This window comes from Sphingomonas sp. CCH5-D11, assembly GCF_001557395.1.
Lineage (GTDB): Bacteria > Pseudomonadota > Alphaproteobacteria > Sphingomonadales > Sphingomonadaceae > Sphingomonas.
On record NZ_LSKH01000200.1, the window covers coordinates 22,787 to 34,945 of the forward strand.

Annotated in this window: 13 protein-coding genes; 6 read left to right on the forward strand and 7 right to left on the reverse strand. The window is 66.1% G+C overall.

Going from position 1 to position 12,159, the window contains the following annotated elements:
• Window positions 1–138 precede the first annotated feature (138 nt).
• Both AX702_RS12250 and AX702_RS12255 read left to right on the forward strand, forming a co-directional pair.
• Window positions 139–2,079 carry a right-handed parallel beta-helix repeat-containing protein gene (locus AX702_RS12250; protein WP_066779928.1) on the forward strand — a complete coding sequence of 647 codons (1,941 nt, stop codon included), beginning with the start codon at window positions 139–141 and terminating at the stop codon, window positions 2,077–2,079.
• A 185-nt stretch (window positions 2,080–2,264) separates the two neighbouring features.
• Entirely contained in the window at window positions 2,265–2,831 is a 567-nt protein-coding gene (locus AX702_RS12255; protein WP_066779929.1) for a CHAP domain-containing protein, read from the forward strand.
• Window positions 2,832–2,847: 16 nt separating this feature from the next.
• Here AX702_RS12255 and trmB read toward each other — a convergent pair whose 3' ends face one another.
• Window positions 2,848–3,528, reverse strand: a complete 681-nt coding sequence (gene trmB / locus AX702_RS12260) for a tRNA (guanine(46)-N(7))-methyltransferase TrmB (RefSeq protein ID WP_066779931.1) — start codon at window positions 3,526–3,528, stop codon at window positions 2,848–2,850.
• Window positions 3,529–3,593: 65 nt separating this feature from the next.
• Here trmB and AX702_RS12265 point away from each other — a divergent pair, with 65 nt between their 5' ends.
• On the forward strand, window positions 3,594–4,238 hold the full coding sequence (locus AX702_RS12265; protein WP_066779933.1) for a phosphatase PAP2 family protein: 645 nt from the start codon (window positions 3,594–3,596) through the stop codon (window positions 4,236–4,238).
• Window positions 4,239–4,353: 115 nt separating this feature from the next.
• Here AX702_RS12265 and metK read toward each other — a convergent pair whose 3' ends face one another.
• Both metK and lnt read right to left on the reverse strand, forming a co-directional pair.
• Window positions 4,354–5,562, reverse strand: a complete 1,209-nt coding sequence (metK, locus tag AX702_RS12270) for a methionine adenosyltransferase (protein WP_066779934.1) — start codon at window positions 5,560–5,562, stop codon at window positions 4,354–4,356.
• Window positions 5,563–5,616: 54 nt separating this feature from the next.
• Window positions 5,617–7,170, reverse strand: coding sequence for an apolipoprotein N-acyltransferase (lnt, locus tag AX702_RS12275; protein ID WP_082746235.1), 1,554 nt, complete (start codon window positions 7,168–7,170; stop codon window positions 5,617–5,619).
• Window positions 7,171–7,332: 162 nt separating this feature from the next.
• Here lnt and AX702_RS12280 point away from each other — a divergent pair, with 162 nt between their 5' ends.
• Window positions 7,333–7,779 (forward strand): VOC family protein, encoded by a 447-nt coding sequence (locus AX702_RS12280; protein WP_066779935.1) that lies wholly within the window; start codon window positions 7,333–7,335, stop codon window positions 7,777–7,779.
• On the forward strand, window positions 7,776–8,078 hold the full coding sequence (locus AX702_RS12285; RefSeq protein ID WP_066779937.1) for a polyhydroxyalkanoic acid system family protein: 303 nt from the start codon (window positions 7,776–7,778) through the stop codon (window positions 8,076–8,078). Before AX702_RS12280 ends, AX702_RS12285 begins: the two co-directional genes overlap by 4 nt.
• Before the next feature lie 25 nt (window positions 8,079–8,103).
• On the opposite strand, the gene AX702_RS12290 is transcribed toward AX702_RS12285, so the two are convergent.
• Genes AX702_RS12290 through AX702_RS12300 form a run of 3 tightly spaced genes read right to left on the reverse strand, consistent with a single transcriptional unit; the run spans window position 8,104 to window position 11,023 of the window.
• Entirely contained in the window at window positions 8,104–9,117 is a 1,014-nt protein-coding gene (locus AX702_RS12290; RefSeq protein ID WP_066779938.1) for an inorganic phosphate transporter, read from the reverse strand.
• A gap of 15 nt (window positions 9,118–9,132) precedes the next feature.
• Window positions 9,133–9,777: a DUF47 domain-containing protein gene (locus tag AX702_RS12295; protein WP_066779940.1), complete on the reverse strand. Its 645-nt coding sequence runs from the start codon at window positions 9,775–9,777 to the stop codon at window positions 9,133–9,135.
• A 46-nt stretch (window positions 9,778–9,823) separates the two neighbouring features.
• Window positions 9,824–11,023 carry a penicillin-binding protein activator gene (locus AX702_RS12300; RefSeq protein WP_066779943.1) on the reverse strand — a complete coding sequence of 400 codons (1,200 nt, stop codon included), beginning with the start codon at window positions 11,021–11,023 and terminating at the stop codon, window positions 9,824–9,826.
• Between AX702_RS12300 and rsmI the strand changes: the two genes are divergently transcribed.
• On the forward strand, window positions 11,022–11,867 hold the full coding sequence (gene rsmI, locus AX702_RS12305) for a 16S rRNA (cytidine(1402)-2'-O)-methyltransferase (protein WP_066779945.1): 846 nt from the start codon (window positions 11,022–11,024) through the stop codon (window positions 11,865–11,867). The two genes, AX702_RS12300 and rsmI, sit on opposite strands and share 2 nt — an antisense overlap.
• A 17-nt stretch (window positions 11,868–11,884) precedes the next feature.
• Here rsmI and AX702_RS22580 read toward each other — a convergent pair.
• A partial coding sequence (locus AX702_RS22580) for a hypothetical protein (protein ID WP_197420592.1) occupies window positions 11,885–12,159 on the reverse strand: 275 nt, incomplete at its 5' end.

The window sequence follows — 12,159 nt, forward strand, 5'->3', positions numbered from 1 at the left end:
ACCTTCGATCGGCGGAGACCGGCGCACCATAGTACTTGCCCTTAGCCATTCCTTAACCTGGCTGTTAAATCTTCCCGTGCATGCATGGCTGTGTTGGAAGCCCGCCCAATCGCGCGGGATCTGAGGCAGGAACATCACATGGCAACGATAAGCGTCTCCTCGGCTGCGGAGCTGATGGCGGCTGCAGCACAGGCCCGCGCCGGCGACACGATCGCGCTGGCCGCCGGCACCTACGACACGGTCACTCTGCGGAACGTCAAGTTCGACGCGCCGGTCACCATCACCTCCGCCACGCCCGGCAATCCTGCCGAGATCACCGGGCTGAAGGCGCTCGGCGTGGAGAACATCACGTTCCGCAATGTCGTTTTCGCGGACAAGGATGCGTCCACCGCTTATGATTTCGAGGTCAAGAACGCCGTCGGGGTCAGCTTCGACCAGGTCGTGATCCGCGGGCAGGACGGTGAGGCCGGCTACCAGTCCAATGCCTTCATGGTGCGCGGCAGCCGGGATGTCTCCATCACCAATTCGGAGATCACGCACCTGCGCTACGGCATCAACATGCTCGACAACTCGGGCGTGACGATCAAGGGCAACTATTTCCATGACATGCGCGCGGACGGCTTCCACGGGGGCGGTCTTTCCAACGTGCTCGTCGCCGACAATGTCTTCACCGATTTCCACCCGGAAGCCGGCGATCACCCGGACGCGATCCAGTTCTGGACCGCCAATCAGAAAGTCAGCGCCGAAAACATCACTATCACCGGCAATGTGATTCATCGCGGCGACGGAGCGGCGATCCAGGGCATCTTCATGGGCGACGAAACCGACGCCCTGCCGTACAAGAACGTCACCATTTCGGACAATCTGGTGGTCGGCGGGATGTACAATGGCATCCATGTCGAGCGAGCGGACGGCCTGGCGGTTACCGACAATATCGTCGCCGGCTATCTCGATCAGGCATCCTGGATCCGCGTCGCGGACGTCACCACAATGGCCGGTAACGTCGCGCAGACCTATGTGATCGACGGCAAGACGGTGGAGGCGCCGCAAGGCAATGCCACCACCAAGGCGATCTACGACGATGGCAGCGCTTTCGTTGGCGACTGGCTTGCCGCGAATCCCCAATGGGTCCGTTTCGCCGACGCATCGCCGGTGCTCGGCGAGGTGGTCGATGAACTGCGCGCGCTCGCGGATGTGCCCGCGCCCCCTGTCCCGGTCGCGCACATCGACGGCACCGATGGCGCCGATCGGCTGAAGGCGGCCGTCTTCGGCGACAGCGTCCTGGTCGGCGGCAAGGGCAACGATCAGCTGACGGGCGGCGATGGCCACACCCGCATGGAGGGCGGCGCTGGCGACGACATCTATTTCGTGCGCACCGGTCGCGATCTGGTGATCGAGGACCGCAATGCCGGCACGGATACGGTCTATGCCTCGATCGATTACACGCTGCCCGACAATGTCGAAACGCTGCGCATGGCGGAACCGGGCCGCACGGGGCACGGCAATGCGCTGGACAATCGCGTCGCGGGGACCGCGGGAAGTGATGTCCTGTACGGCGGGGCCGGCAATGACTCGATGCAAGGGCTGGACGGCAATGACACGCTGCACGGCGAGGACGGGAAGGATAATCTGCACGGCGGCACCGGCAACGATCTGATCTACGGCGGCGCCGGCGGCGACACGCTCATCGGCGGCGAAGGCAGCGATCGCATCTGGGGCGGCGCTCAGGCCGACGTCATCGAAGGCGGGGTAGGCAATGATTTCATGAGCGGCGGCGCGGGCAGCGACAGCTTCCTATTCCGCGAAGAATCCTTCGGCGATCGCGATGTGATCGCCGACTTCGGAGCTGGCGATCGCATCTCGCTGTCGATGATTGATGCCAACACGAACACGGATGCGAACGAGGCCTTCCGCTTTATCGGCACCAACACCTTCACCGGCACCGCCGGCGAACTGCGCTACCAGCGCACCAGCGAGGGCGCGGTGTGCATGGCCGATATGACGGGAGATCGCGTGGCGGATCTCACCATCACGTTGACCGGGGTCGATCACCTCACTGCCTCGGCCTTCCTTCTTTAAGCCGCGATCCCGTTCCGCACGGGCCGGGGGCGATCGGCGAAAGTTCGGTCGCCCCCAAGCGCACTCAGGCTAGGTGAACGCCCGATCATTACGCTGGCGGATCAACATGCTAACGGCGGCCGTAAGCCTTTGTTAATCGCGTTCGGCAACGTGTCACACAATTCGTCCGGATAGTTCGAGGCGTGATGAAGCGTATTCTTGTGACCGCCGCCGCACTGGCCTGTGCCCTTGCTGCGCCTGCCCAGGCCCGCTCGCTGCTGGATTATGTCGGGCAGTGCGTGCCGTTCGCGCGGCAGGCGTCGGGCATCCAGATCTATGGCGACGCATGGACCTGGTGGGATCAGGCCAGGGAACGCTATGATCGTGGCGAGCGCCCGCGGGTCGGATCCGTCATCGCATTTGCGCGTCAGGCCCGGCTGCCGCTGGGCCATGTCGCCGTGGTCAGCCGGATCGTCGAGTCGCGCGTGCTGATGCTCACCCATGCCAATTGGTCGCGCTTCGATGGGGAACGCGGCCACGCCGAGCAGGACGTGACCGTCTTTGACGTCAGCAAGAACAATGACTGGAGCGAGGTGAAGGTCTGGTTCCGCGACTCGAACGGCCTCGGCGGCACCGTCTACAAGGTGCACGGTTTCATCTACGCCCCGGGGCGGCCGCATGAAAATCTCACGTCCGACAGCCCGGACTATGTCGGCGCGCTGATCGACGCTTATGTGCCGGGCGCCGGTGCCGGATCCCGCGCGATCCGGTGATCCAGCGCGGAGGTGCTTAGTTCCGACGGTAGCGGAAGTACCACACCTCATGCCCCTGCCGGCGCGCCTTGCGTTCGTAGCGTGTCTCCGGCCAGTCGGCGGGCCGTTCCAGGAAGTCACCCGGGCGGCTCGCCAGCCAGGTGAAATCCTGCCGCTGCGCCATCACCATCATCGACCAGCGGCAATAGGTCGGGTCATCCGTGCCGAGCCGGAACTCCGCGCCCGGCTTCAGCTTGGTGGCGATCAGGTCCAGCGGCCCATGGTTCATCATTCGCCTCTTGGCGTGGCGCGCCTTGGGCCAGGGATCGGGATGGAGCAGGTAAACGGCGTCCAGCGACTCGTCCGGCAAGCGTTCGACAACCGCCAGCGCGTCACCCATGTAGAGCCGCACATTGCTCAGCGCCTCGTCGCGGATGTGGCCCAGCGCGCCCACCACGCCGTTGAGAAACGGCTCGCAGCCGATGAAGCCAGCCTCAGGTCGGGCGGCGGCCTGCCCCGCCAGATGCTCGCCCGCGCCAAAGCCGATCTCCAGCCGCAATGGCCGATCGTCGCCGAACAGGCGAGCGGCGTCGATCGGCCCTTCCTCGGGCACCGCCACCTTCGGCAACAGGTCTTCGACAAGCGCCGCCTGTCCCTTGCGCAACTTATGGCCCTGGGCACGCCCATAGAGCCGGCGGATGGTAGCGGGATCGTTCATCGGCGGGGGCGATAGCGTCACTCCCGCGCGGAGCAAAGCGGCACAAGCATCGTTCACCGCTGGCCATGGGAAAGAACAAGAAAAAGGCGAAGAAGATCGCCGAGGCCGAACATGATCTGGTGGGATCGGTCGCGGCTGCGGCCGAGCGCAAGCCCATCGCCCTGCTGGGCGCCGCCAGCGAGATTGCGGATCAGCCGCCGCTCGTTGCCCTGTCGCTTGCGACGATCGCGGCCGGCCTGGTGCTCCGTCGCCGCGACGTGACGCGCACCGGCGCGCGGATGCTGCTGGCCCATGCGCTGGCAACGGGCGGCAAGACGATCCTGAAGCGCTCGGTCGATCGCGCCCGTCCCGGACGCGCACTAATGGACGGTGAGGCCAAAGTCGGCGCCGGCAAGGGCGCCAGCGATACCGAATTCAATTCCTTCCCGTCCGGCCATACGGCCGGCGCGGTGAGCGTTGCGGAGGCGGTTGCGCGAACAACACCGCAACTGGCGCTTCCGGCCCGAACCAGCGCCGCCGCGATCGCCGGCGTTCAGCTGCCGCGCGGCGCTCATTATCCCACCGATGTCGCGATCGGCGCGCTCATCGGCTGGACGGCGGACCGGATCGCCGGCGTGATCGTCGACGCAGCGGAGCGCCGGATCGATCGCGCGCGGGAGCAGCGCACGGACGGCGCGGCGCTGGCCGAAGCGGAGGCACATCCAAGCTGACGAGCAGGCGGCGGAACGTCGGCGCAGCTTGAGGCGGCCGCGCGTCATTCCACTTGTAAAAGCAGCCAACCTTCTCGCCCCGGCCATGATCGGCCGGGGCAAGACGACATATGGCTCAGGCCAGAGCGGCCTTCAGATCGTCCACCAGGTCAAGCTTCTCCCACGGGAAGAAGTCACCATCGGGATCGCGGCCGAAGTGACCGTAAGCGGCGGTCCGCTCATAGATCGGCTTGTTGAGGCCCAGATGCGTGCGGATGCCGCGCGGGGTCATGCCGCCCAGCTTTTCGATGCCGGCGATTGCCGCCTCGATCTTGTCGTCACCCACCGTGCCGGTGCCGTGCGTATCGACGTAGAGCGACAGCGGCTTGGCCACGCCGATCGCATAAGCGAGCTGGATCGTGCAGCGCTTGGCGAGGCCAGCGGCAACGATGTTCTTCGCCAGATAGCGCGTGATATAGGCGGCCGACCGGTCCACCTTGGTCGGATCCTTGCCGCTGAACGCGCCGCCGCCATGCGGTGATGCGCCGCCGTAGGTGTCGACGATGATCTTGCGGCCGGTCAGGCCAGCATCGCCGTCCGGGCCGCCGATCTCGAAGCTGCCGGTCGGGTTGATGTGGTAAACCGTGCTGTCCGACAGCAGCTCGGCCGGCAGGAGGTCCGCCACCACCTTCTTCACATAAGCGTGAAGCTCGGCTTCCTGCTCGCCCTTGTCATAGCCCTTGGCATGCTGGGTCGACACGACGATCGCGGTGCAGGCGACCGGCTTGCCGTTCTCGAAGCGAAGCGTCACCTGGCTCTTGGCATCCGGCTCCAGGAACGGCGCCGCGCCCGAATGACGGTCCTGCGCCATGCGGTGCAGGATGCGGTGGCTATAATAGAGCGTGGCCGGCATCAGGTCGGGCGTCTCGTCACAAGCGAAGCCGAACATGATGCCCTGGTCGCCGGCGCCTTCGTCCTTGTTGCCGCTGGCGTCCACGCCCTGCGCGATATGCGCCGACTGGCCGTGCAGGTTGTTCTCGAAGCGCAGCGTCTCCCAGTGAAAGCCGTCCTGCTCATAGCCGATGCGCTTCACCGTGTTGCGCACGGTGGCCTCGATCTCTTCCTCCGCACCGGCGGCCCAGGCGCCGTTCTCGTACACGCCCTTGCAGCGGATCTCGCCCGCCAGCACCACGAGCTGCGTGGTCGTCAGCGTTTCGCAGGCAATGCGTGCCTCGGGATCCTTGGACAGGAACAGATCGACGATCGCGTCGGAAATCTGGTCCGCCACCTTGTCGGGATGGCCCTCGCTGACGGATTCGCTGGTGAAAAGGTACGATTGGCGCATGATCACTCCGCCTGAGTTCTGATGAGATAAGGATATAAAGATAGCTTTATATGCCTATCGTGGCCGGCGGCGAATGGCAATGGCTGTGCCGCCCAGCAGAATGGCGACAATGGCGGCGAGCCAATTGCCCAGCCTGGAGAACAGCGTGGGTGGCGCCGGTTCGGGAAGCGGTACCTCGATCGCGCCGGCCTGTTCATGCGGAACGGTGGCGATCAGCCGGCCGTCCGCGCCGATCACCGCGGAGATGCCATTGGGCGTTGCGCGGATAACCGGCAGCCCCTCCTCAATCGCCCGCATCCGCGCTTGCGCCAGATGCTGCGGCGGCCCCCATTTGCCGAACCAGGCATCGTTCGACGGGTTGAAGATCAGGCGCGGACGCGCTGCCGGGTTCACCACCTGTCCCGAGAAGATGATCTCGTAACAGATCTGGACGCCGATCGCGCCAAAGCCGGGAACTCCCAGCGCACGCGGCCCGGGCCCTTCCGCAAAGTCCATCGCCCCCGGCACCAGCCGATCCAGCCCCAGCCGCTTCAGCAGCCAGGGCATGGGGAGGTATTCGCCATAAGGCACCAGATGCGCCTTGTCGTACCGCTCCTTGCCCAGCCGCGCGCGCGGGTCGACCGCGAACACCGAATTGGTCGCGGTCACGGCGTTGCCCGCCTTGTCGAACTGCAGGGCGGTGCCGCCGGTCAGCAGCATGTCGCGCGGCCCCAGCAGTCGCGCCATGCGCCAGCGTAGCCAGAACGGATCGGAACCATAAGCGTAATCGGGATATCCGTCCTCCAGATAGTCCCGGATCACCCCTTCCGGCCAGACGATCAGCCGTGGCGCGGGGCCGGGCGTGCCCGAAAGCTGGGACAGCTTGGCGAGCATCATCTCCCCATCGCTTTCGCCACGCGCATCCTGCGGCACGTTGGGCTGAACCACGCGCACGCGCGGCTGATCCGCACGCACGGCGGCATCTGGCGCACTGTCGTCATAGCTCAGCCATTGCGCACCGAGCAGCGCCGCGACTACGACGACGATCGCGACGCCTGACGCTGGCCGGCGCGGCACCAGCAGAAGTGATCCCGCAAGCAGCACGGTCAGGCCGGACAGCGCATAGGTACCCACCCACGCGGCTACATGCGCCACCGGCTGCACTGGTATCCAGATCACGCTCAGGGGATCCCAGGCATAGCCTGTGAACATCACGCTGCGCAGCCACTCGCTGACGATCCACGCCGCCGCGAACGCCAGCACATAGCTGACGCCCGGCCTGAACCCCCGCAGCCGCCAGGCTAGCCCGGCCGCGAGCGCCGGATACACCGCAAGGTAGAGCGCCAGCGCCAGCGGCGCGACATAGCCCAGCACGGGCGGCATCTTGTCCTGGAAATCAAACGCGTGCTGGAACCAGTTGTTGTTGATCGTGAAGTGACCGACGCCGAAGGCCCAGCCGCTCCACAAGGCCGCCTTCAGGGTCGGCGCCCGGTGCACGACCACCATCCAGGCGGCGAAACAGGCGATCGTCAGCCACCAGAGTTGCAGGGGCGCAAAGCCGCAGGCTGCCGCCGCTCCCAGCAAAAGGGAGGCAAGCGCCGGCCGGCGGGTCAGGAAGGACAAGGTCATCGCCGGCCCGCTACCAAAGATGCGGGGCCGCAGGAAATGGCCGATGGAGGAAACTTGTCCGTCTCCAGCGTCGGTCAGCGCGCCGGCGCCGCTTCGCAAGCCCGTTCGCATTCCTTGTCGCGCCCCTTTCCGCTTCCGGTAAGGATCGTGTATCACTGCCGCATGACACTTCGCCCCTTCCACCTCGCTTTTCCCGTGCACGATCTCGCCGCAGCGCGCGCCTTCTACGGCGACGTGCTCGGTTGTCGTGAAGGCCGCTCCAGCGATCACTGGATCGATTTCGATCTTGGCGGGCATCAGATCGTCGCACACCTCGATCCGAACGCCCGCCCGAGCGGCACCAGCAATCCGGTCGACGGCCATGACGTGCCCGTGCCGCATTTCGGCGTAGTGCTGACGATGGCCGACTGGGAAGCGCTGGCGGCGCGCGTGGAGCAGGCCGGCATCAGCTTCGGCATCGCCCCGCACATCCGGTTCAAGGGGCAGCCCGGCGAGCAGGCAACCATGTTCTTCCGCGATCCGTCCGGCAACGCGCTTGAGTTCAAGGCGTTTGCCGACGACGCCCAGCTCTTTGCCACGGAGCTCGCGCCGCAGGAGACCGCTCAGTGACCGCCCCGATCGAGGTTGATATTCCCCACACGCTCGGCACCGCCCCCGCCAAGGAGCGCATCGGCAGCAGCTTCGGCAAGCTCGCCGACTTCATACCCGGCGGCGCCGTGACGGAGCATCGCTGGGAGGGAAATACGCTTCACTTCACGGTGGAAGGGCTTGGCCAAAGGGTCGCCGCTCGGCTCGATGTCAGCGACGCGAACGTCCATGCCACGTTCGAGCTGCCGGCCTTCCTGGCGATGTTCTCGGACAAAATCCGCGCCAAGCTTCAGAAGGAAGCACCCAAGCTGCTCGAATGAGGCGGCCTGGGCGCTTCCTTCTCGATCAGAACAGCAAGGTCAGCGCGTAAAAGGCTGCGCCCACTGCCGCGGAGCAGGGGATGGTGATGATCCAAGCGACCACCACGCTGCTGGCGGTGCCCCAGCGGACGGCGGAGGTCCGCCGCGCGACGCCGGCACCGATGATGGCGCCGGTGATCGTGTGCGTGGTCGACACCGGGATGCCCATCGCGGATGCGGTGAACAGCACGATCGAGCCGCCGGTCGATGCGCTGAAACCCTGGTGCTGGGACAATTTGGTGATCCGCGAGCCCATCGTCTCGATGATCTTCCAGCCGCCAGACAGCGTGCCGAGGCCGATCGCGACATAGCAGCTGATCGCCACCCAGTGTGGCACCTCGAAGTCGCCGGTCAGATAACCGGTCGAATAGAGCAGCACCGTGATGATCCCCATGGTCTTCTGCGCATCGTTCAGGCCGTGGCTCAGCGAGTAAGCCGCGGATGATACGAGGTGCAGCGCACGGAAGCTGGTCTCCGCCTGCCGCGCCGTGCGGCGCCGCAAGGCCCAGCTGCTCGCCAGCATCACCAGCATGGCCAGGATCATGCCGAGCGTGGGCGACACCACGATCGCCAGCAGGGTCTTGGTAAGCCCGCCGACATGGATGCTGTTGACGCTGGCATGAGTCACGCCGGCCCCGACCAGGCCGCCAACCAGGGCGTGGCTGGAGGAAGAGGGAATGCCCTTCTGCCAGGTCACGATGTTCCAGAACATGGCTCCGCCCAGCGCACCGAAGATCACGGCGGGGGTTACGACATCTTGGTCGATCAGCCCCTTGCCGATCGTTTCGGCGACGGCGTGCAAACCCGGCACGGCAAGCGTCAGGAAATAGGCGGCAAAGTTGAAAAAGGCCGCGAACACCACCGCCTGAACGGGCGTCAGCAGGCGGGTGGCGACCACCGTTGCGATTGAGTTGGCGGCGTCATGCAGGCCGTTCAGGAAATCGAACGCCAGTGCCAGGGCGATCAATCCGATCAGCAGCGGGAGAGCAAGCTCATGCATGTGAGGCTGGATCGCTCAGGCGTGATCGATGACGATGCCGTCGATCTCGTTCGCCACGTCCTCGAACGCGTCGGAGATCTTTTCGAGATGCTTGTAGATCTCGCGCTCGACGACGAACTGCATCGCATCGCCGCCATGATAATGCTCGAACAGGCGCTTCAGCCCACGCTCGTGCATTGCGTCCGCCTCGCCTTCCAGCTGGACGAGTCGCTCGGTCAGCTGGTGGATGCGGGGGCCGTTGCGCGCCACATCGCGCAGCAGTTGCATCGCCTCCACGGTCACGGCCGCCGCTTCGGTCATGCTGCTCGCCATCTGGTGCATGTCCGGCGTGAAGCTGCGAACGCCATACAGGCTGACCGCGGTCAGCGCGGCATCCATGGCGTCGATCGCGTCATCCATCGATCCGATCAGGTCGCTGATCGCGCTGCGATCGAACGGCGTCAGAAACGTGATCCGAACCGTCTGCAGCACGGTGCGGGTGATTTCGTCCGCCTGATGCTCCAGGTCCTTCACCTCGGCGATGATCTTCTCGGGATTGGTATCGCCGGCGAACAGCCGGGTGGTCGCCTCCGCGGCGCGCAGCGTGACGGCTGCGTGCGCATCGAACAGCTCGAAGAAATTGCCGCGCTTCGGAAGGAGGCGCTGGAACCAGGCGAACATCAGAGATGATCCTTGTAGGAAAGGTAACGTGTTGAAAGATTACGCGTCAGCGCCCGAAGCTGGCGGGCGCCGGCGAGACGACCGAGGTGCTGCCGCTGCGGATTTCCTGCACCTCCAGCGCGCGTTCCGCCACGCCGTCGCGGCCGAAGCGGAAGGCACCGTCGATGCCGGCATAGCCTTCGCCGGAGCGCAGCCGCGTGTCCGGGAACGGTGCGCCGACCTTCCAGTCGCGGGAGATGCGCGCCGTCAGCAGCACGGCATCATAGCCAAGGCTCGACAGGCGATAGGGTGCCGTGCCGAAGCGCGCGCGATACTTCGCGGCATATTGCCGGTACAGCGTGTTGGAAACGCTGGCGAACCATGCGCCGTTCAGCGCCGGCCGGCTCGCCACAGCATTGTCGCTGTTCCACAATTCGGTGCCGAGCACCTTGGCATTCGGGCTGGCCTTGCGCAGCAGCGGCACGGCCGTCGCCGCGGTTCCGCTCGAATCGGCAATCAGGACCGCGTCGAACGGCGCATCCTTGGTCATGCGGGTCACCGCCGCGCCCACGCCGCCGGCGGTGCGATCATAGGTCTGCAGCGCCACCACCCGGCCGCCGGCGGCCTCCACCGCGCGCAGGAAGGTAGTCGATGCTCGCGTGCCATATAGAGCGTTGGGGACCAGCCCGCCAAAGTTCGTCACGCCGCGGCTGCGCGCGAACTCGACCACGCGTTCGATTGACTGCGATGGCGTGTAGCCCATCAGGTACACGCCTTCGCCAGCGACGCTGTTGTCGTTGGAGAAGGCCAGCACCGGCACACCGGCGCGCCGCGCGACCGGGGCTACCGCGCGCACATCCTCGGACAGCAACGGGCCGAGGATCAGCTGGGCGCCATCCGCCACGGCCCGCTGGGCCGCCGCCGCCGCGCCGGTCGCGGTGTCGTAATTGGTGATGCGGACCTGCTCGTTGCGCGTATCCAGCAGGGCAAGCTGAGTCGCATTGGCCAGGCTCTTGCCCACGCCCGCGTTCGTTCCCGACAGCGGCACCAGCAGGGCGACGCGGTTGCGCGCGGTGTCACGCGGGATGCCAGCCTCTACGCCCACGTCCGGCCGGGCCGCCGGGGGCGGCGCCGTGGTCGGGCCGGTCGGACCGGCCGGGCCGCGCGGCACCACGGTGGAGCAGGCGGAAACGAGCAGCGCCGCCACGGCGACAAACCCGCGGACGAAGGTATTCGCCCGTTGCGATACGGTTGCGGCCTCTGCCATGACACTCCTCGTGGAAAAACTAAGCCCCGGCCTGTACATCGTCGCTACCCCGATCGGCAATCTCGGGGACCTGTCTCCACGTGCCGCCGACATTCTGTCGCGGGCGGACCTAGTCGCGGCAGAAGACACTCGTGTTACAATTGGATTACTAAGGCACATCGGCATCAAGCGACCGATGACCCCCTATCATGATCACAATGCCGATCATGTCCGTCCGCAATTGATCGCACGATTGGGGACGGAGGCGATCGCGCTGGTGTCCGACGCGGGAACGCCGCTCATTTCCGATCCCGGCTACAAGCTGGTGCGCGATGCCCGTGCGGCCGGCCATGCGGTGGTGACGATCCCCGGTCCCTGCGCCGCGGTGGCCGCGCTCACCCTTGCGGGCCTCCCGACCGATCGCTTCCTGTTCGCAGGGTTTCTGCCGTCCAAGGCCAAGGCGCGCGCGGATACCATCGACGAACTCGGCGCCGTCCGCGCGACCCTGGTCTTCTATGAAAGCGGCCCGCGGCTCGGCGCCACGCTTGCCGCGCTCGCGGCGCAGCTCGGCGATCGAGAGGCGGCGGTCACGCGTGAAATCACGAAGAAGTTCGAAGAGGCCGTGACCGGCACGCTTCCCACGCTGGCGCAGCGTTATGCCGACGCGCCGCCCAAGGGCGAGATCGTCATCGTCGTCGCCCCGCCCGGCGAGGCGCCGCCCGCCAGCGAGGAAGACGCGGATGCCGCGCTGGCCGAGGCGCTGACCCGTCTCCCCGCCGCCAAGGCCGCCGGAGAGGTGGCGAAGCGCCTCGGCCTCGATCGGAAGGCGCTCTACGCCCGCGCCCTCGCGCTGAAGGAAGCCTGAGGCGCGCCTGCCGGCGGTTACAGCAGGAAGTCCGCCGCGGTGAAGGCGAATGCCTGCGCGGGATCGGTGAGCAATTCGATGCGATCGCTCGGCGCGCCACCGATCTGCGACAGATCGATCGTGACGATGCCCGTCGCGGCGTCCCTGCTGGTCGCCGCCACGATCTTGTCGAAGGTGACGGTGGCGAACAGGCCGTTGATGGCGATCCGGTCCTCGCCCTGCGCGAAGTCGATGATCCGGTCCCGGTTGGTTCCATAGATGAAGGCGAAGATGTCGCCGCCCTCCCCGCCGA